Source organism: Neorhizobium petrolearium (genome assembly GCF_017873175.1).
Taxonomy (GTDB): Bacteria; Pseudomonadota; Alphaproteobacteria; order Rhizobiales; family Rhizobiaceae; genus Neorhizobium; species Neorhizobium petrolearium.
In genome coordinates this window covers 144993-165343 of the sequence record NZ_JAGGJW010000009.1, presented here as the reverse complement: position 1 = coordinate 165343, position 20351 = coordinate 144993, and the positions used below count along the sequence as shown (strand labels likewise).

The window sequence follows — 20351 nt, the reverse complement described above, 5'->3', positions numbered from 1 at the left end:
CGGCAATGGGTGGCAATTTTCGGTGTTGACATCTTGGAAATGGCAAATTTGGCGCGCCGGAGAGGATGAAACTGGGCACTCTTATGTGATTGTTTCTGCTATCTAACTGTGTGACGATTGTTCGCAATATCCCTGCCCTGTGAATCTGCGAACTGCCTAACAAGCAAAAGTCCGACCGGTGCCAACAGCTGAGAGGACGGACTATACCGGGCGAAGCGGTTTTAATGGCTGTGCGGAGCGTACCATTTTGCTCATCTCATGTTAGTATGCTTGGGAAATAAGAGCGGGAAATCATGTTGAACGCATGGAAGATCGGTCGGACAAAAAAGGCAGTCTCTTTGCTTTGTCTATTGCCAGCGTTTTTTCTGCCGCTGCCACCCTCCATCGCAGCCGAATTGGACCCTCTGTCGACCTTCGAGGGATGCGAGCGATGCCCGGAGATGGTCGTGATCCCGCCGGGAAGTTTCCTGATGGGAGCGAGTGAACGCGATATCGAACTGCTTGGTTTCAGCGATTGGATCGTTCCGCAGCATCGTGTCGAGATCGCCTACGCCTTTGCACTTGGTCGGTTCGAGGTCACCGTCGACGAGTTTGCTGCGTATGTCGCGGAGACGCAGGCGAAGGTCGGCGGCAACTGCGCAATCCGGATGGCGGAATCAGGCGAGTGGGGAATGAAGTATCAGGGAACGCTTCATCCCAAGAGCGACGAAGCACGTGACAGTGCCTTTTTCGTGTTCATCACTGACGGCTCCTATGCCCAGCCGGGGCTGCCCGTGACGGGAAAGCAACCTGCCGTATGCGTCTCGCGACAAGAAATCAGCGACTATCTCGATTGGTTGAGTGACAGGACCGGCCAGCGCTACCGGCTCCCGACCGAAGCCGAGTGGGAGTACGCCTACCGAGCCGGTACGGAAACGTTCGCCTACTGGGGCGACGATCTGTCCAGAACGTGCGACTTCGCAAACTTTGCCGATCGGAAGTCGGGCTATCAGATGGGCTTGGCGGCGCGGTGCGCCGAGAAGAAAAGTCTCGTTTGGACGGCCGATGTCGGCAGCTTTCAACCTAACGCCTGGGGCCTTCACGATATGGCCGGCAATGTGCAGGAGATAGTCGAGGATTGCTTGCATGTGAGCTACGACGGAGCGCCTACCGATGGTTCGCCGTGGGCAGAAGACGACTGCTTTGTTTTCGTCGCGCGTGGAGGCGACTATGCACATCCCAGCTATGGCATGGGAGCTGCGCCACGTGAGTTGCTGGGCTTCGTTGAAGGCCCCGGCAGCCCAGGCCCCGTTTGGGAAAAAGATACGGCGTGGAGCGTGCGAGCCAATGTCGTCGGCTTTCGCGTTGCGGTTTCGTTGGACGACAGAAGTTGGGACCGGCAGTGACGTTATAAACGGCCTGTGGGGAGAGTTGACATGGCTTGGCACTGGATTTTTCTGGTCGTGGGACTTTCAATGGTTTCATCCTTCCCATCCCCTGCGGCAGCTGGTTTTGCCGAGGATTGTGAGAGGCTCGCCGCCGATCCTGAGGAGCCCAACAAAAGAGGTGCCGGCGTCGCGCTGGAAGACATTGAATCCAGAGCCGCCTGGATGGCCTGTGCCCAGGCGGTGAGAGGGCCGATCGGCGGCAAACCCGGAAGCAGGCGGGAGCGAGAACCGGAACCGGAAACCACGTATCGCTTCATTCGGGCCTCCCTGGCTGAAGGTCCGGCTCAGGATATATGGCAAGCGATCAACGCGTCTCGTCGGATTGCGGGCGAAGCAAAAAATGCGCCTGATAAGGGACGGCCCAGCCCTGAAGCGGTCGGGTGGTATGTTGAGAGAGGACGACAATACTATCGGAGACCTATCTGAAGGATGCGGAGGCCGGTAACGCCGGAGCGCAGATGGCGCTCTATCATATGAGTCGGTCACCTAGAGTCCGGGGTTTGATGGTCCTTGACTGAGGCCGACGATCGTCGATAGTGGCAGAGACGGGTCTACTGAGGCAAGATCTATGAGAGTTTTTCTGGTCGTTGCGTCAATAATTCTATCTTCCCTTCCGGCCGCCACGGCAGCCGACAGCTTGGGATTTTTGACGACGGGCAATCTCGTCAAACATCAAGACGTTTTCGGAACCCCCGCGCCACTCTTCCGTATGGTGGAAGTCAACAAGGACTTAACGCTGGTCGTGCAGCCGGACGGAACCATCGATCTGCGTCTGTTCGCATGCTCGGCAGATGGTTGCTTCGTCACAAGGTGTTCGCATCCTGATTGCAAAGAGAAAACGAAGGCTGGCTTTCGCCGCATGGAGTACCTGATTCCTGGCGACGGCATTCTGAAAGGGAAGAGGGATTGGCTGATAATAGAGGATGAGATGGCCGATGACGCAGGCCGGTTGTCCATGATGGTTGCGGAAAAAGGGTATGCGCGCGAAATGTCGGCACCCTATGCTAATGATCCTCGCCTCTTGCCCGCGCTGAAAGACGAGCCCGATGTGATGGCCGCGAGGGCGGGCAACGTTTTCATCTTCGATGATCAGCGAGTCGCACGACGCGCGATGGGTGTACTTTTCGATAAGGAGATTTACGGGCCTGACAAACTCTATCGCATCGAATTAGCCGGAAATAGAATGAGCGACCTCAAGTCGGAATACGACGCCGCGACGAGTTCGACCGGCTCGCCGGCATCCGCCGATGCCGAATCGATTGTTGCCGCTGGAATTGATCTTGACGGCATCCTCACGGGTCGTATTCAGTCACACATTTCGGCCCCGATAGACCATCCGGACGAATTCGCTCTGGGGTTCGACGTGCTGGACCACATGCTTCGATCCTGCTGGAAAGACACCGAGAAACTTTCCGCAAATCGGGATAAGATGTGGACCGTCATAATCCAGTATTACAATATCTATTACCCGCCCGGCCGGATAAGCGTTCCAGATGGCATGACCTATGGGAAGTTCATTCTTGATCATGCGGCCTGGTCGTTGCAACAGCTGAGCAAGGTAACAGCGGCAAGATCACGGTACAAACAGGAGCCCGGGAAAATCGCAGACGCGATCCTCGCGAAATATGGCGGGTGTGGCAGCGATGAGGCATTCCATCTTGTCCAGAACCTGCTTGATTTCGTTATGATGGGCACGATGGAGACGTCATCTGACTATACGGACGCTCCCTTGATCGAAACGTACAAGTCGCTCGACAACAATGGCCTGTTCTGCGTCTATGACGACGATCCTGCCGACTTCTCGGCCCGGGAACAGAGGTATTACGTCTCTACCCCACTGATGATTCAGTTGTACACATCGCAGTTGGGGCTGAAGAATTTGCCACCGAGAGGCGAAAAGGTCCCGATGATACGAGCAGGGTGCCCAGCAGTCCCGGACCCGAATTTCGATCTCATCGAAGTCAGCCGAAAGCCCGTGCTCGACGCGCCTCACGTCACGGGCGATACGCGCATCGAGCGAGTCGCCGATTATTTTGCCAGCGTCTATGCGCCCGCCCTTTTGAAGGACAGGCCTGACCTTGCCTACGATGACGAAATGATGGCGATGATCCGACGCTTCATTGTTGACTGGGAAGGCATCAATGTAACCCAGGCAGAGCGAGACGCTGTCCGCCAGGCGGAGATCAACGAGTTGAAGGCGGGCGGACATGACTCGAAAATCTTCATTTCAGGCGATGCTTCGCATCCGGGTGATCGATTTGATGACCGGGCCCGGTGGCGGAAGTACGAAGATTTGTATGGGCCTGCCTTACCGAAAGAGGAACTCAGAACACAACGGGACAAGACATTTTCTATGTTAATATCAAACTACCAGATGAACCGATCGTCTTTCGCGTCCATAAAGTGATCGCGATGAGAATGATAATTGGCTTGAATAACTTTGTCCGTTCGATTGCATCATCAGAAAATCCGAATACGGCGCTGCTTTTCTAAACGGCGCATCATTTTTTGGGGGAGCATTGCAATGGCGACCGTTTCATTACATCGGTTCTTGGTGCTGCTCTTGGGAGCGGGTGCGATGATTCTTGGCCCGGTATCATTTTCAGTCGCACAAAGTAGCGAAGCGTGGACGGCCTTTGCCCAAGCGGACCCACCGAGCGTACAGGTCAGCAATACCGCAACGAACGGCCGAACGATCTTCCTGGGAGGTTGCAACAAACTGTTGGGTGCCGGGTTTACGGGGTCATTCTCGCGTTATGAAGGCGACGCACTGCAAAGAATCGACGATCAAAGTGAGGTCGTCAGCTTCGACATTGAGGGGCGCAATGGAACGGAAAGTTTCGCGGGGAAGCTCCATTATTACGCGCCCGACAAATCATGGGTTATATCGGAGCTTCTGTCGGCGGCTTTTGTCAGCGCGTTTGGCCGGGGCAATATTCTGAAAATCCGTAACGCAAAGAGCGAAGACGTAGTATCTTTTGAGCTGAAAGGATCATCAAAAGCGGCCAAGACCATGCGTCAGGTTTGCGGCCTCACGGTCGCCCCATCCGCGCTCGCACAGGATCGATGGAGCGCCATGAGCACGACCGCCATTGCGATCACCGGCGACATTCAGATTTCAGCAGAGGAAATCCAGTTTGAAAATGGTGCGATGTTGCAACTGGCTCTCACCGATCGCCCGGGCGTTTTTCGTGTTGAGAGACAGGCAAACCCGACTCTAAAAAACGAGAATCTGCTGTGCGGACAGGAGCCACCAACCTTCGTGGTCTTCGGACACGACGAGAACACGGAAAGCCTGGACAGGTCTTCGGTGCTCTATCTCAAGATTTATAACGGTAAGCAGCAACCGCCTGCGGCCGACGCCGTGGGAATGGACGGCAGGGGAGCCGGTTTCTGCGCGCTCTTCAATTATACGCGGTGAATCTCTTGGCCTTAACTGCTGGATAGAGGGAGAAATCGTGAGACGTCGGCACCCGGGACGCATCACTCTCTTCGGCCAGATAATTGTCTTTGGGATGGTTTTTCTATGCCTACCCTTCGGTTCGGCGCGTGCCTGCATCGTCAGAATGGATCCACAGACGCATAGTCCCGAACATTATGGAAAATATTTGCCGGCGAAGTGCTATCTGTTGCGATAGCGGAAAAGCGACAAGGTGCTTTGCCATTCGGATATTCGCCTATACACAGCCTGCTCATAAGGGTCATCGACGTCTTTAAAGGTCAGGTCGAGACAGGGGTTCGGCTGGATCACCTTACGGGCTGCTCGATGCCAGTGCCGCGTGAGGGATCATTCGGTGTTTTCTTCGTCTCCCCGAATGGTCGCGTAGACCCTATGTATTTTCCCGCATCCGGAGAGGCAACCGCAGTTCTGACACGGATGAGGGAGCAGCGATAAGGTCATGACCTGTCGCCCACCCGCCGGTGCAGGGGAAGGCGTTGCGGGGTCCTTGGCTGACGAGCCCGGGAACCTCCGGCTCGATCTCGATGACGCAGTCAGTGACAGTCGGCTCGCCGACCAACGCGAAAACTTCGATGCGGCGGCGGGGCGGCTCCGGCAGGAGTGCCCAGTTTTGTTCTGGAATGGTGGGAATTTGGCGCACCCGACAGGATTCGAACCTGTGACCTTTGGAATCGGAATCCAACACTCTATCCAGCTGAGCTACGGGTGCTAACCGTGCGACGCGATGACTCGCCGCATCCGATGGCTGGTTCTTAACCCAGGATGACGGTCGCATCAATCGCCAATTTCAGGAGAATGGGCGGAACCGGAAAAGATCACCGGTTCCGCCTTGCCCCGCCCTTCCGCGGCGGTGGATCGGGAAGGGGAGGCGCTGCAGCGTTTTCAGATCGATCACGCCATCTTCATGGCGCCCGGTCCCGGGCTGGCGCCAGGCGGTACCTTGCCGAGGATGATCATGCCGAGCACTTCGTCCTTGGTGACGTCCCCGGTGCGGGCGTGGCCCACCACCTTGCCGTTCTTCATCACGAAGACGCGGTCGGCGAGATCGAAGACATCGTGGATGTCGTGGCTGATCAGGAAGATGCCGATTCCCTCGCGCTTCAGCTGCTTGATGAGATCGCCCACCTGGGCCGTTTCCTGCGGTCCGAGCGCAGCCGTCGGCTCGTCCATGATCAGGATGCGGGCGTCGAAGAGGATCGCGCGGGCAATCGCCACCGATTGCCGCTGACCGCCAGAGAGCGCCTTCACGGGCTCCTTGAAACGCCTGAAGTTGGGGTTCAAGCGCCCCATCACCTCGCGGGTGCTCGCCTCCATGGCGACGTCGTCGAGCGTGCCCCATTTCGTCCTGAGTTCGCGGCCAAGATAGAGGTTGGCTGCGGCGTCAACGTTATCGGCAACCGCGAGCGTCTGATAGATCGTCTCGATGCCGTATTTTTTCGCGTCGCGTGGATTGCGGATATCGGCAGGCTCGCCGTTGATCAGGATTTCACCCTCGTCGCGCCGGTAGGCGCCGGAGAGAATCTTGATCAGCGTCGATTTGCCCGCGCCGTTATGGCCGAGCAGCGCCACGACCTCGCCGGGAAAGAGATCGACCGAGGCGTTCTCGACCGCATGAATCCCGCCGAAGGAGATGGAAATGTTCTTCATTTCCACGAGCGGAGTGGTTTGTTCCGTCACGATGAAAACTCCTATCTATTTGGCCCGTTACTTGGCTTTGGCGCGGTAGACGGTGTCGAGCCAGACGGCGAGCACGAGCACGGCGCCGACGACGATGCGCTGGAAGGGCGTGTCGATGCCGAGCAGCACCATGCCGGATTGCAGTGATTGCATGAGAAGCGCGCCGAGCATGGCGCCCGCAATCGTACCGACGCCGCCGGAAAGAGACGTGCCGCCGATCACGGCCGCGGCGATGGTGTAGAGTTCGTCGAGCTCACCTTGCGCATTGGTCGCGGCGTTGAGACGGGCCGTGGAGATCGCCGCGGCGATGGCGCAGAGAATGCCCATCAGGGCGAAGATCTTGACGGTCACCCAGCGGGTCTTGATGCCGGCAAGCTCGGCCGCTTCCGGATTGCCGCCGATCGCGAAGACATAGCGACCGAAGCGGAGCCTTGTGGCGATGAACGTCATGACGATGCCGGCGGCGATCGCGATCAGCACCGGCACGGCGATGCCGTGGGAGATAAAGAGCCCGCTCTCCGGCCAGGGGATACTGTTTGCTTCCGCATAACGGCGGGCGATGTTGATCGGCCAATAATAGTCGTTGGCGATCGAAACGACACCGAGCACGATGATGCAACCCAATGCCGCCAGCACGTATTCGGCCCAGATTGGCCGGCGCGGAAAGTGGAAGCGTTTGCGCTGGCGTCGGCCGTTGATGATCGCGGCGACGATCGCCAAACAGGCAAGGATACCGACGATCCAGCTCCAGGTGGCGCCGATCGAACCGTCCGCGCCACCGCCCATCAGGCGGAAATTGGCATCCATCGGCGCGACGGTCTGGCCGCTCGTCACGTACCATGTCGCGCCGCGCCAGACGAGCAGACCACCGAGAGTGACGATGAAGGAGGGGACATTGAGAAAGGCAATGATCGCGCCCTGGAAGGCACCGATCAGGCCGCCGACGATCAGGCCGCCGGCGAGCGCGATCGCCCAGGTGGCCGGATGGTTGAAGCCGAGCACCTGGGGCAGGAACTGCGCCTGCAGGACCCCCATGATCATGCCGGTGAAGCCGAGGATGGAGCCGACGGACAGGTCGATGTTGCGGGTGACGATGACCAGCACCATGCCGGTCGCCATGACGGCGACGGAAGCGGTCTGCACCGAGAGGAACCAGAGGTTCCGGGGTGTCAGGAACAACCCGCCGGTCATAATGTGAAAGCCCACCCAGATGATCAGCAGTGCGCCGATCATGCCGAGCAGACGCGTATCGATCTCGGTTGCTCGGAAGAAACGTGCGACGAGGTTGCCATCGGCCTGTCCTGTTCCTCCCGATGTCGTGGAATTCGTTGTGGAATGTGCCGTGTCGGCCATGTCTTGCCGTTCTCCACCGTTCTTGAGGCCTCGTGGTCTGGACTGACGTCCGACCGAGCCTCCGGATGACGCTCCGCCGCTTCTTTCTCGTCTCGTGCGACTGCGCCATTTTACGCCGAAAACCGGCGCCGCGGCAGGGGGGCTGCGGCGCCGGACTATTTTATCGGCCCGAAATAGCCTGCTTAGTTGCAGGCGGCGACTGTGCCGGCCTTGACGCCCTGGCAGGCTTCCGCCTTGCTGATCCAGCCGGCCTCGATGACGACGTTCAGGTTATCCTGGGTGATCGGCAGCGGTTTGAGGAAGACCGACTGCATCGGCTGCTTCTTCGGTCCGCCGTTGAAGGTCTGGACGTTCGGAATCTCCGTCATCTTCTTGCCGGAGGCCAGTGCAAGCGCGATCTCGGCGGCAGTCTTGCCGAGTTCACGCGAGTCTTTCCAGACGGAGACCGTCTGGGTGCCGAGCGCCACGCGGTTCAGCGCTGCCTTGTCGGCGTCCTGGCCGGAGACCGGAACGGAGCCTGCAAGCCCCTGAGCGTCGAGCGCTGCGATCGCTCCGCCGGCCGTGCCGTCGTTCGAAGCCACGACTGCATCGACCTTGTTGTTGTTCTTGGTCAGGAACTGTTCCATATTTTTCTGGGCATTTTCCGGCTTCCAGCCGTCCGTATAGGCTTCGCCGACATTCTTGATCTTGCCCGCGTCGATTGCCGGCTTCAGCACTTCCATCTGGCCCGAAAACAGGAAGTCCGCATTCGGATCGGCGGAGTTGCCCTTGATGAAGACGTAGTTGCCTTCCGGCTTCACCTTGAACACGCCCTCGGCCTGCATGCGGCCGACTTCCTTGTTGTCGAAGGTGATATAGAAGGCTTCCGGATTTTCGATCAGGCGGTCGTAGCCCACGACCGGGATACCTTCGGCGGCCGCCTTTTCGATCGCCGGCCCGATCGCATCGCTATCTTGAGCCAGAACGATCAGCGCATTGGCCCCCTGAGAGATCAGCGACTCGACGTCGGTGAGCTGCTTGGAGGCAGAAGACTGGGCGTCGGCGGAAATATACTTCGCCCCGGCGGCTTCGAGCGCCTTCTTGATGGCTGCTTCGTCGGTCTTCCAGCGTTCTTCCTGGAAGTTCGACCAGGATACGCCGACGACGACCTGCTGCGCCATGGCGACGGTGTGCATGGAAACGAGGATGGCCGCGCCGGCCATTAACTTTACAAACGATCTCATCATGTCCTCCCGAGTGACGGCGGATGGGCCTCAAGCCTCCGTGCTCTCCCCCCGCCAGATTACCTGCCAGAAAAACGCCAGCGCTTTTTTCTCGACAGTCGAGAAATCAGATGTCAGAGATTCAAAGGGCTGTCAATCGGCACTTGTGGAGGACGAGGCACTGCCGTATCGACAGAATGAGCGAGGAGGAACAGCGGGGTCCATGCTGGCGAAATCGAGCACGGAATTGGTCCGGCAGCAGAACAGTGCGCTTGTGCTGGCTGCGTTGCGTCGCCGTGGCCGGCTGGCCCACACGGAAATCTCCGATGCGACGGGTCTAGCCTCGGCAACCATTTCTGCCATCACCGCCGATCTCGAGCGTGCCCGCATCATCGAGAAGAGCGAGCAGCAGGCAACGGCCGGTCGTGGCAGGCCGCGCGTGCTCTTCAGCCAGCGGCGCACCTGCGGATATCTTGTCGTCATCAGCATCTCCTCCGATTCCATCCAGTATTCCCTGGTTGATTACGCCGGCACTCTGCTTGACCGGTTTGCCGAGCCGCGCGGGGAGGGCGGCACAGACGCTTTCGTAGCTTCCATCTCCGCGGCGCTCGAACGCGTGGTTGCGCGATCGAGCATCGATCACGACAGCGTGCTGCTCGTCTCGGTCAGTAGCAAGGGATTGGTTCATCCGGGCAAGCCCGTTCTTGTCTGGTCGCCGGTCTTCGGACTGCAGCCGGTGGATTTTACCGAGGTGCTGGGTCGCGGATGGCCGGCCAGGGTCATCCTCAACAACGAGACTCTGCTGGTGGCAGGTGCGCTGCTTGAGCGTGAGGCGAAGAAGGAGGGCGGCGGTGAGCGGGCGCTTGCTGCACTTTCTCTCGGTCACAGCATCGGTCTCGGTATCGCCCGCCGGAATGCCGCCGGCGTTGCGGAAATTTCTGCGCCGAATTTCGGGCATATGCTGCATATTCCCAATGGCGGGCTCTGTCGTTGCGGCGCGCGCGGGTGCATCGAGGCCTATGCGGGCTTCTATGCGATTCTTCGCATGGCCTTCGAAGTGCCGATGGATACGATCCCGGCGAAATTCGTGCCGATTGCGGAGATCGACAAGATCGCTGCTCAAGCCCGACAGGGCAACCGCATGGCTCAGTTCGCCTTCCGCCAGGCGGGCGTGGCGCTTGGCAACGGGCTGTCGCGTCTGCTCAGTCTCCACGGCCATATGCCGGTCTTCATCACCGGACCGGGAACGAGGCATCAGGATCTTCTGCAGGCCGGCATCGAGGAGGGGCTATCCCAGACCCAGGTCGTGCGGCTCGAAGGCATGCCGGCACTCTCCGTCGTGCCGGATGAACCTTCGCTGGTCTTCGAAGGTCATCTCAACCTTGCGTTTTCCATCATCGATCAGGATATTATTCTCTCGAGGCCCCATATAAGGGCAGCTGGAGAATGATGTCATGATCGATCCGAACCATCCCTTCTACGAGCCGCTCTGGCGACGGTTGCTGATCCCGGTGATCTGCGCCATCTGGGCAGCATTCGAGCTTTATACGGGCGAGCCGTTCTGGGCGATCATCGTTGGGGCCATGGGTCTATATGCGACCTACAAACTGTTCCTGGAAAAGCGCAAACCAGGTGTCCGGAACCCCACGGAGGAGCCGAAGGAGTAGGCTCTAGCGCCAGAAGAGCCCTTTGATCGCAGTATCGATCAGCAGGTTCGCCGTTTTCATGCGGATATTGGCGTTATCGCGGAGTTCCGGTGCGAATCCATCGGGATGGTTGGCCTTGGCGAACTGCCGCCGCTTTTCGGCGAGTGTCGCTTCGGTGTCGGCCGCGGTGATTGCGAGTTCCTCGGCGATCTCTTTCTCCGTCAGCCGGAGCAGACGAGCGGGAATTTGGGGCGCCGACTTTGATTCTTCCGCTTCCGTGAGGGGCAGGTCGAACTCAGGCAGTTCCGGCAGGAAGGCAAGATAGGCTTCCGTTCCGGTTGCGGCCAATGCCTGTCCTTCATCCGTCGGCGCAACGAAGCCCATGCCAAGCCCCTTGATGCGGAAGCTTGCCTCCGTCTCTTCGGCTTCTTCCTCGCCGCGTTCTTCCTCCAGCCGGGTCAGCACCGACTGGAAGACCGATTGTCCGAACAGCATGCTTCATCCTTTTGCCTCGAGGAGGACGAGAGCACGCGGAGATGGTGCAGGGCTTGCGGCTTACTCCTGGCCTTGCGTTTGCCCCTGGCTTTGCTTCTGGCTCTGAGTCTGCATTTGCGCCACGGTCAGCGACACCTTAAGGTTTTCTCCCGCCGGGCCGATACGCATGCCCGAGACCGGCGCACAGTCGCGGTAGCAAAGGCCGGAGGCGATCCGCACGTACCTGTCGTCCGGGCAGAGCTTGTTCGCCGGGTCGAAGCCGACCCAGCCGAGACCCGGCAGATGCACTTCCGCCCAGGCGTGGGTGGCGACCTGTTCGGTCGCGCCTTCCATCAGCAGATAGCCGGAAACGTAGCGTGCCGGGATATCCAGGAAGCGCGCCGCCGAAACGAATATATGCGCATGGTCCTGGCAGACGCCAGTCTTCGCCGCCAGCGCTTCTTCGGCGGTCGTTTCGCTGTTTGTCGAGCCGGGCGTATAGGCTACCGTTTCGTGGATCGCTTCCATCAGCGCATGCATCAGGGCAAGCTCGCTGTCACCCTTGACGCTCCTTGCGAGTTCCCGGACGAGCTTGCCAGGCTTGGTGCGCTGCGTGTCGCGCAGGAAAAGCCAGAGCGGGCAGAAACCCTGATGCTGTCCATAGACGCCGGCGCGGTCCTCGGTCTCGACCTCGCCGGAGGCCACGATGCGGATTATATGCTCGGCGCCCTCCACGGAGACGAGCTCGGTGCGGTTGCCGAACTGGTCGGCGTAACCCGCCTCGATCTTGGCGCCGTCGACGGTGATCGACCAGTTCAGCACTTTTTGGCCCGGCCTATCGACCGGCGTAAGCCGCAAGCGCTGCAGGGAGTAGGATACCGGAGCGTCATAGAGATATTCGGTCGTGTGAGAAATCTTCAGCCGCATGTGCGGTTATCCTGCCCTACTGATAGAAACGGTAGCCTTCGGTGATCTCGGCACTAAGCTGGTTGTTGCGGCTGACGAAATCCTCCAGGAATTCGTGCAGGCCCTGATCCATGATGTCGGTGATCGTGCCGCGCTTCAGCGTCGAGCGGATGGCATCGGCTGTTTCGTGCGCTTTCAGCCGCTCGCCGTAGTCCTCGGCGATATACCCGAGATTGCTGACGATCTTCTCGTAGCAATAGGCGAGCGAACGGGGCATCTGCACCTTGAGGATCAGGAAGTCCGCGATATTGGCAGCCTGATATTCCCCGTCATAGACCCATCCGTAGGAGCGCTGGGCGGAGACCGATCGCAGGATCGATTCCCACTGAAAATTGTCGAGCGCCGATCCGACCTGGCTCACCGACGGGAGCAGCACGTAGTATTTCACGTCGAGGATGCGGCTCGTGTTGTCCGCCCTTTCGATGAACGTGCCGATGCGCGAGAAATTGTAGAGGTCGTTTCTCAGCATGGAACCGTGGAAGGCGCCGCGGATCAGGCCGCAGCGATGCTTGATGACGTCGATCAGCTCCGGCAGGTCGGCAGGCTTCAGCTTGCGGGAAAGCCGGGCCTTCAGGTCGATCCAGCATTCGTTGGTGGCTTCCCAGGTCTCGCGGGTCAGCGCCGTGCGCACCATGCGGGCGTTGTTGCGCCCGAATTCGATGCAGGACATGACACTCGACGGATTGGACTGGTCGCGCAGGAGATAGTCGATCGCATCCGCCGCCGTCAGTTCGGCATGCACTTCCGAATAGGTTTCGCGCACGCCGGCGCTTTCCAGCACACCGTGCCAGTCCTCGTCCGAAGAGCCGGCGCGGGTCAGCGAGACGCGCAGGCCGGCATCGACAAGGCGGGCGATATTTTCGGCTCTCTCGATATAGCGGAACATCCAGTAGAGGCCGTTTGCAGTTCTTCCGAGCATATGATTACGACCTCGACCTCAATCTTCCAGAACCCAGGTGTCCTTGGTGCCGCCGCCCTGGCTGGAATTGACCACCAGCGACCCCTGTTTCAGCGCCACGCGGGTCAGTCCGCCCGGAATGATCTGCACCTTGTCGGAGACGAGTACATAGGGACGCAGGTCGACGTGACGCGGCGCGATGCCCTTGTTGACGAAGATCGGTACGGTCGAGAGCGCCAGCGTCGGCTGGGCGATGTAGTTGTTCGGCTTGGCCGCGAGTTTTTCCGCGAATTCAGCACGTTCCTTCTTCGTCGCTGTCGGGCCGACCAGCATGCCGTAGCCGCCGGAACCGTGCACTTCCTTGATGACCAGTTCCTCGATGTGCTCCAGCACGTATTTGAGGCTTGCCGGCTCCGAACAGCGCCAGGTCGGCACGTTTTCCAGCATCGCCTTGCGGCCGGTATAGAACTCGACGATCTCCGGCATATAGGAATAGATCGCCTTGTCGTCGGAAATGCCAGTACCGGGAGCATTGGCGATGGTGATGTTGCCGGCCCGGTAGACGTCCATGATTCCGGGAACGCCGAGTGCAGATTCCGGCCGGAAGGTGAGCGGATCGAGAAAGTCGTCGTCGACGCGGCGGTAGAGCACGTCGATTGCCTCGTAGCCGCGGGTCGTACGCATCTTCACGCGGCCATCGATGACGCGCAGGTCGCCGCCTTCCACCAGTTCGACGCCCATCTGATCGGCGAGGAAGGAATGTTCGTAATAGGCGGAATTGTAAATGCCGGGGGTGAGTACAGCGACGCGCGGCTTCCCCTTGCAGCCGGGCGGGGCGAGCGAAGCGAGCGACTGGCGTAGAAGCCGCGGATAGTCCTCGACGCGCTGCACCTTGTTCAGCGTGAAGAGTTCCGGGAACATCTGCATCATGGTTTCCCGGTTCTCCAGCATGTAGCTGACGCCGGACGGGGTGCGGGCATTGTCCTCCAGCACGTAGAACTGATCCTCGCCGGTGCGGACGATATCTGTGCCGACGATATGGGTATAGACGCCGCCCGGCGGCTTGAAACCGATCATCTGCGGCAGGAAAGCGCTGTTCTTTTCAATCAGTTCGCGGGGGATGCGGCCCGCCTTGATGATCTCCTGCTTGTGATAGATGTCGTCGAGGAAGGCGTTGAGGGCGAGAACCCGCTGTTCGATGCCCTGGGCGAGCTTGCGCCATTCTCGGGCGGAAATGATGCGGGGGATGATGTCGAAGGGTATGAGCTTTTCGGAGCTGTCGGCGTGTCCATAGACCGCGAAGGTGATGCCCGTCTTTCTGAATATGTTTTCCGCATCCTGGGTTTTGCGGATCAGGTGGGCGGCATCCTGGTTGGTATACCACTCGTGATAGGTCTTGTATGGCAGTCGCGGATGGCTTTCCGCGGTCAACATTTCATCAAATGCCAAAGGCGCGTTCCCCGATTTTTTGACCATAAGAGTACAATGCAGATAGCAATGCAAGAACCATGCACAGTTGCCGGAACGGATTCGAAGCATCAGAAAATCGTCGTCTCGAAACACCCTTCCTGCCTGAAGGTAGTATTTGCGGTGCTGGACAAGGCGGCTACCGGAAGGTGTCTTCCGTCCCTCTGCCTGCAAAAACGCCAACTGCCCAACTGTTGTTCAAGTGCCATTCAATGCAGCCATCAGTTTTTCTGTTTTGACCATCAAACTGACTGTGCATAGACAAGCGCGACCTGCCCTTTGTCAAAACCTGCCGGAATCAAGCATGCTCGATCGACTGGCTCCGGCCCTTTTTGTCCTCCTCTGGTCCACGGGCTGGATCGTCGCGAAATACGCGGCGGCGCATGCCGATCCCATCACTTTTCTTGCCGTGCGGCATACGCTCGCGGCGATCGCCTTCTTGGCGGTGTGTTTCGTCATGGGGGCGAAATGGCCGAAGAGTCGCGGTCAGTTCGGCCATGCGATCCTGTCCGGCGTCTTCCTGCACGGGTTTTATCTGGTCGGCGTCTGGTATGCGATCGGGCAGGGGGTGCCTGCTGGCCTGTCTGGCATCATTGCCGGTCTTCAACCGCTGCTGACGGCGATGGTTGCGCCGCTTTTTATTGGCGAACGGCTGCAGCCGGCCCAGAAACTGGGCCTGGTGCTCGGTTTCGCCGGCATCCTGATCGCGATTTCGCCGCAGCTTCTCGACGTTTTCGATCGCGGCCTTGCAGGCCTTGCCTTTCCGGTGCTGATCAACCTTGTGGCGATGACCTCGGTCACCTACGGCACGCTTTACCAGAAGCGGCACCTGCAGGAGGGCGACCTTTTTTCGATCGCGACGCTGCAGTTCGTCGGCGCGCTGATCGTCACCGTGCCGTTTGCGCTCGTGCTTGAAGACCTCCGCTTCGACTGGACCCATCAGGCGGTATTGGCCATGGCCTGGTCAGTCTTCGGCATTTCCATGGGCGCGGTCGGGCTCCTCCTCTACCTCATCCGACGCGGACAGGTGTCGCGGGCAGCCTCACTCATCTATCTGATGCCGCCTGTCGTGGCGGTCGAGGCGGCGATCCTGTTCGGCGAGCCGCTGACGCTCCCGATGATCGTCGGCACGGTAATCGTCGTGGCGGGCGTCTATCTGGTGAATCGGAGGAGCGCCGGGCTTTCTCCCGAACAAAAGAAAAGAGCGGCCTGAAAGCCGCTCTCCATCTCAATAGTCGCGTTAGTTACTTTGTTTAGGCCGGGCGGCGCTTGCGACCCTGCTGACCGCCGGAGCGGTTGTCGTTGCCGAACCGTACCGGACCACGATTTTCGCCATGCTCTTGAGCCGTTTGACCATGCGAGGGACGGCCGTGGCCGTTGCGTGCATTGCGCTCACGACCTGGCTCATGGGCGCCGTGCGCTGCATGGCCGTTCTGACCACCATTGCCTTTGCGGTGCTCCTTGCGGGCCGGCCGGTTTTCTGCTCCGTTCTGCGACCCGAACTGCTTCTTGGCCGGACGGAAATCCGAGGTGGTTGCCAGATCGTTGTCGGCTTCAAAGCGCGGTGCTTCTTCACCACGACGCTGGCCGCGGAAATCCTCATTGCGGCGGTTGTCACGGTTGGGACGATCGCCCTGACGACGATCACCATGGGGCCGGTCACCATGCGCATGCTGCGGACGTTCGCGACGCTCGCCGCGTTCTTCCGAACGGGGGCCTGCTTCCGCGCCTTCCGCCGCGAAGAACGGCTTTCGGGCCGGACGTTCGCGACGCTCCGGACGGCCGTCGCCATTGCTCCGGCCACGGCCCTGGCCGTTGCCGCCACGGCTGCGATTGCCGCCGCGATTGTTGTTGCCGCCGCGCGACGGACGGCTCATGCCCTCCGGGCGCTCACCCGAGGCGGTGGCAATCTCGATGCCCATCAGGCGCTCGATGTCGCGCAGCAGGCCGGCTTCGTCCGGTGCGCAGAAGGCGATTGCGATTCCGTCGCGGCCGGCGCGAGCGGTGCGGCCGATACGATGGACGTAAGCGTCCGGCACTTCCGGCAGGTCATAGTTGAAGACGTGCGTTACGCCCGGAATATCGATGCCGCGGGCGGCGACGTCGGTCGCGACGAGAACGCGGATATCGCCTTCGCGGAAGGCCTTCAAGGCGCGTTCGCGCTGGCCCTGGCTCTTGTTGCCGTGGATCGAGGCGACTTCGAACTCGAGGTGCTCCAGGTGTTTGGCGAGCTTTTCGGCGCCGTGCTTGGTGCGCAGGAAGACCATGGCGCGGCCATTGGGGTTTTCCTCGAGCGAGGCCTTCAGGAGCTCGGTCTTGTCGTTCTTGCCGGCGACGAAATGGACATACTGCTCGACCTTGTCGGCAGCCTTGCCCGGAGGCGTCACTTCCACCTTGATCGGATCGGTCAGGTAGTCGCTGGCAAGGTCAGCGATCGCTTTCGGCATGGTGGCCGAAAAGAGCAGCGTCTGGCGCTTGGCCGGCACCATCTTGGAGATCTTGCGCAGGTCGTGGATGAACCCGAGGTCGAGCATCTGGTCGGCCTCGTCGAGGACAAGATGCGTCACCTGGCTAAGCGAAATGGCACGGCGGCTGATGAGGTCCAGCAGGCGCCCCGGGGTTGCGACGAGGATGTCGGTCCCACGTTCGAGCTGGAGCTGCTGTTTGTTGATGGAAGCGCCGCCGACGACGGTGTTGACCTTGAGCGGTGTTTTCCTGATGAAATTCTTCAGGTTGACCGCGATCTGATTGACCAGTTCGCGAGTCGGAGCGAGAACAAGCGTGCGCGTGGTGCGGTTGTCGGGACGCTTGGCTTCCTTCAGCAGCATTTCGATGATGGGGAGACCGAAGGCGGCGGTCTTGCCGGTGCCGGTCTGGGCAAGGCCGATCATGTCGCGGCCTTTCAGAAGTTCGGGGATCGCCTGCGCCTGGATCGGCGTCGGCGTTTCGTAACCAAGCTGGGAGAGAGTGGCTACGATCTGCTTGGTGAGACCAAGCTCATGAAAATTCGTCAAGTCGAATACCTTTTCGGGGCGCCAAAAGATATCGTCCGGGTCAGCACCATGCTGTCCGGCTTGCCTTTGGCGTCAAGAACCCCGCGTGAAGTGGGAACTTGTAAGTTGGAAATTGCTTTCCAGCGCTTAAACCCTCGAGGGTCGAGGGCGATCTATCTGTGCGCCTTGTTCCTTCTTCGCGGTTCTATTGACGCGGGGCCAGCTCACGCGGCGGCCGGAAGGTGAAAGCTAGAGCGCATTTGGTAGGTTTCAGGGCAAATGTCAAGTAAATGTTTCGCAACTGCGAAAACAGAATTCATCGAGGGTTGAGCGCGTGAACAAAAGAAAGACCCGCCTCCGGATTGGCGGAGGCGGGTCACTTTGACGGCATGATCGGCCGGTTCAGTAGCGCGGGCAGACGCGGGCGCGATAAGCATCGCCCCATTCGTTCTCGACCCACTCGTAATGGCAGCGCGGTACATACTCCGTACGATAATAGGTGCGGTGGTAGACCGGCGGGGGCGGAGGCGGGGCGTATTCGTATTCAGGCTCGACGTAGACGGGCCGTTGGGATCCCGAGACGATCGCGCCGCCGATAATGCCGCCCGCAAGTCCGGCTGCGACGCCGGCCCAGACGTCGCCACGATGATGATGGCGGTCGCGCGCTTGCGCGGCTGGGGCGATTGCGGTCAGTGCGCCTGCGACGGTGAGAGCGATAAGGCCCGCGGAAACGCTTTTATGCAGTACGGACATGGTCTTGTTCCTTTCCCTTTATTCTTCAAGGGCACGAAGAAAGGGTCGCGTGCAAAGGCGGCGGATTGATGAAGAACATCATGAAGTTGTCTGAACGGCTGTTCAGACTGGCACCGCCCTCGATTGAGTCTTTGAAAGATAAAACAATCTCCGGGGGTGGTTTTGTCCAAAAGATGGCAAAATGCCGACGAAAGCAGGGTGGATCAAAAATCCGTCGGCACGCCGCCCTCTGCTTTGCGCCTCGCCACGAACGAATCGAGCTCTTCCTCTATCGCCGGGTCTAGCGGGGGCTGCTCGTAGGCGGTAAGCGCCTGCTTGAAGACACGGTTGGCGTGGTCGTAGGTGGTCGGGCGCCCGGCCTCGGTCCAGGTCTCGAAGTTACGCCAATCGGAGAGGATCGGCGAGTAGAAGGCGCTCTCGTAACGCGCCAGCGTATGTGCGGTGCCGAAATAATGACCGCCCGGGCCGACGTCGCGTACGGCCTCCAGCGCCAGCGCATCCGCGCTGACATCAAGGGGCGAGAGAAATTCCGCCACCATCTGCAGCATGTCCACGTCGAGGATGAATTTCTCGAAGGAAGCCGTCAGTCCGCCTTCGGTCCAGCCCGCGGCATGCAGTACGAAATTGCCGCCGCCCTGCGTCAGGGCCCATAGCGACATCATCGATTCATAAGCCGCCTGTGCGTCGAGCGTGTTGGCTGCATTGGTGTTGGAGGTGCGGTAAGGCACGCCATATTTTCGCGCCAGTTGCCCACCGGCGATCACCGCCTTCATATATTCCGGAGTACCGAAGGCCGGTGCCCCCGTCTTCATGTCGACATTCGAGGTAAAGCCGCCGTACATGACCGGTGCGCCTTTCCTCACCATCTGGGTGAAGGCGATGCCGCAGAGCGCCTCGGCGTTCTGCTGGACGAGGGCGCCTGCGATCGTTACCGGGGCCATGGCGCCGGCGAGCGTGAAAGGCGTCATGATGACGACCTGGTTGCGGGACGACATCTCAATGATCCCCTGCAGCATCGGGCCGTCAAGGCGAAGCGGGGAGGACGAGTTGACGACGGTAAAGAGCGAAGGTTCGCGTTCCATTTGCTCCACGGAAATCCCGCGGCCGATCCGGGCGATCTCCAGCGCGTCGAGATTGCGTTGTTTCCCGAGCGAATAGCAGTGGAACACCTTGTCGGTAAACTTCACTAGATCGGAGAGACAGTCGAGATGGCGCACCGAGGCGTGGATATCGACCGGCTCGACCGGATAGCCACCGGTCGTGTGGATCACCTCGTAATGCTGGGCGAGCTTGACGAGCTTTCGGAAGTCTTCCCGGTTGCCGACGCGGCGGCCACCGTCGCGGTCGGCCACGAATGGCGCGCTGGCAACCTGGGCGAAGACGAGGTTGTTGCCGCCGATTTCGACATTCCTTGCGGGGTTGCGGGCGAACATGGTGAAGCAAGAGGGAGCCGACGCGATCATCTCCAGGATCAGCCCACGATCGAAGCGTACGCGTTGCTCGCCCGGCGTCACGTCCGCGCCAGACGTTTTCATCCTTTCCCGCGCCTCGGGCAGGATGATGTCCATGCCCACCTCTTCCAGCACGGTGAGCGATGCTTGGTGGATATCCTCCAGCGCCTCCGGCGGCAGGATCTCGGTGCGTGCGAGAGTGTTGGCGAGCTTTGCGTATCGGCTACCGGATGATCGGGCTCGCTGCCGTTCAGCCCCGCGGCGTCCTGGGCGGCGATGATGTGCCGCATCTTCTGGTTGTTTTTTTGGGTCGACCGAGGGTGTCGTAATCTCGCTCATGATCGTTCCATCTGCGTCATGTCTTGCGAAATCTGTCAGACTTCCGCCGTCTTCGCCCCTGCTATTTGCGACTATTGGCCGCCTCTTGTGGGATAGCGCCGGGGTAGGTTTCCGCCGGAATGATCAAAATAGCGGAAATTGTGAACCTTTGCCTTTCGTCAACAATACGTTGTTAACGCTCGCCATGGTGTTATCAATTGATGGGGAAAACGAATCGAACGGTGACGGGCCGGCACGACGGAGTG

17 protein-coding genes and 1 tRNA gene are annotated in these 20351 nt (G+C 59.8%); 7 read left to right on the top strand and 11 right to left on the bottom strand.

Annotated elements, in window-relative coordinates:
• Positions 1 to 293: 293 nt before the first annotated feature.
• The 4 genes from J2046_RS18375 (at position 294) to J2046_RS18360 (ending at position 4848) form a co-directional block, all read left to right on the top strand.
• Positions 294 to 1385: a formylglycine-generating enzyme family protein gene (locus J2046_RS18375; protein ID WP_210054295.1), complete on the top strand. Its 1092-nt coding sequence runs from the start codon at positions 294 to 296 to the stop codon at positions 1383 to 1385.
• Between the two features lie 30 nt (positions 1386 to 1415).
• Entirely contained in the window at positions 1416 to 1853 is a 438-nt protein-coding gene (locus J2046_RS18370) for a hypothetical protein (protein WP_210054293.1), read from the top strand.
• A gap of 142 nt (positions 1854 to 1995) precedes the next feature.
• Entirely contained in the window at positions 1996 to 3834 is a 1839-nt protein-coding gene (locus J2046_RS18365; RefSeq protein WP_210054291.1) for a hypothetical protein, read from the top strand.
• A gap of 117 nt (positions 3835 to 3951) precedes the next feature.
• On the top strand, positions 3952 to 4848 hold the full coding sequence (locus tag J2046_RS18360; RefSeq protein ID WP_210054289.1) for a hypothetical protein: 897 nt from the start codon (positions 3952 to 3954) through the stop codon (positions 4846 to 4848).
• Between the two features lie 671 nt (positions 4849 to 5519).
• Here J2046_RS18360 and J2046_RS18355 read toward each other — a convergent pair.
• The 4 genes from J2046_RS18355 to xylF all read right to left on the bottom strand — a co-directional run bounded on the left by J2046_RS18355 (position 5520) and on the right by xylF (position 9140).
• Positions 5520 to 5596, bottom strand: a tRNA-Arg gene (locus J2046_RS18355).
• A 182-nt stretch (positions 5597 to 5778) separates the two neighbouring features.
• A complete protein-coding gene (locus tag J2046_RS18350; RefSeq protein ID WP_210054287.1) occupies positions 5779 to 6564 on the bottom strand; it encodes an ATP-binding cassette domain-containing protein in 786 nt (261 codons plus the stop codon).
• A gap of 27 nt (positions 6565 to 6591) precedes the next feature.
• On the bottom strand, positions 6592 to 7917 hold the full coding sequence (locus J2046_RS18345) for a sugar ABC transporter permease (RefSeq protein WP_210054284.1): 1326 nt from the start codon (positions 7915 to 7917) through the stop codon (positions 6592 to 6594).
• Between the two features lie 182 nt (positions 7918 to 8099).
• Positions 8100 to 9140, bottom strand: coding sequence for a D-xylose ABC transporter substrate-binding protein (gene xylF, locus J2046_RS18340; RefSeq protein WP_210054282.1), 1041 nt, complete (start codon positions 9138 to 9140; stop codon positions 8100 to 8102).
• Between the two features lie 202 nt (positions 9141 to 9342).
• Here xylF and J2046_RS18335 point away from each other — a divergent pair, with 202 nt between their 5' ends.
• Together J2046_RS18335 and J2046_RS18330 are read left to right on the top strand one after the other, a co-directional pair.
• Positions 9343 to 10569 carry an ROK family transcriptional regulator gene (locus tag J2046_RS18335; RefSeq protein ID WP_210054281.1) on the top strand — a complete coding sequence of 409 codons (1227 nt, stop codon included), beginning with the start codon at positions 9343 to 9345 and terminating at the stop codon, positions 10567 to 10569.
• 4 nt (positions 10570 to 10573) lie between these two features.
• Positions 10574 to 10786, top strand: coding sequence for a DUF3329 domain-containing protein (locus J2046_RS18330; RefSeq protein ID WP_210054279.1), 213 nt, complete (start codon positions 10574 to 10576; stop codon positions 10784 to 10786).
• A 3-nt stretch (positions 10787 to 10789) separates the two neighbouring features.
• Here J2046_RS18330 and J2046_RS18325 read toward each other — a convergent pair whose 3' ends face one another.
• Genes J2046_RS18325 through J2046_RS18310 form a run of 4 tightly spaced genes read right to left on the bottom strand, consistent with a single transcriptional unit; the run spans position 10790 to position 14552 of the window.
• Positions 10790 to 11260 carry a hypothetical protein gene (locus J2046_RS18325; RefSeq protein WP_210054277.1) on the bottom strand — a complete coding sequence of 157 codons (471 nt, stop codon included), beginning with the start codon at positions 11258 to 11260 and terminating at the stop codon, positions 10790 to 10792.
• Positions 11261 to 11320: 60 nt separating this feature from the next.
• Entirely contained in the window at positions 11321 to 12166 is an 846-nt protein-coding gene (locus tag J2046_RS18320; protein WP_210054275.1) for a transglutaminase family protein, read from the bottom strand.
• Positions 12167 to 12182: 16 nt separating this feature from the next.
• Positions 12183 to 13124 (bottom strand): alpha-E domain-containing protein, encoded by a 942-nt coding sequence (locus tag J2046_RS18315; protein ID WP_210054273.1) that lies wholly within the window; start codon positions 13122 to 13124, stop codon positions 12183 to 12185.
• An 18-nt stretch (positions 13125 to 13142) separates the two neighbouring features.
• Complete coding sequence (locus tag J2046_RS18310; protein ID WP_210054270.1) at positions 13143 to 14552, bottom strand: circularly permuted type 2 ATP-grasp protein; 1410 nt, start codon at positions 14550 to 14552, stop codon at positions 13143 to 13145.
• Between the two features lie 322 nt (positions 14553 to 14874).
• On the opposite strand from J2046_RS18310, the gene J2046_RS18305 reads away from it, so the two are divergent.
• Positions 14875 to 15783 (top strand): DMT family transporter, encoded by a 909-nt coding sequence (locus tag J2046_RS18305; protein WP_210054268.1) that lies wholly within the window; start codon positions 14875 to 14877, stop codon positions 15781 to 15783.
• Between the two features lie 40 nt (positions 15784 to 15823).
• On the opposite strand, the gene J2046_RS18300 is transcribed toward J2046_RS18305, so the two are convergent.
• From J2046_RS18300 to J2046_RS18290, 3 genes are all read right to left on the bottom strand, one after another.
• Positions 15824 to 17584, bottom strand: coding sequence for a DEAD/DEAH box helicase (locus J2046_RS18300; protein ID WP_210054265.1), 1761 nt, complete (start codon positions 17582 to 17584; stop codon positions 15824 to 15826).
• Positions 17585 to 17965: 381 nt separating this feature from the next.
• Positions 17966 to 18316 carry a hypothetical protein gene (locus tag J2046_RS18295; RefSeq protein ID WP_210054264.1) on the bottom strand — a complete coding sequence of 117 codons (351 nt, stop codon included), beginning with the start codon at positions 18314 to 18316 and terminating at the stop codon, positions 17966 to 17968.
• A gap of 203 nt (positions 18317 to 18519) precedes the next feature.
• A complete protein-coding gene (locus J2046_RS18290; protein WP_210054262.1) occupies positions 18520 to 20106 on the bottom strand; it encodes a trimethylamine methyltransferase family protein in 1587 nt (528 codons plus the stop codon).
• Positions 20107 to 20351: the final 245 nt, after the last annotated feature.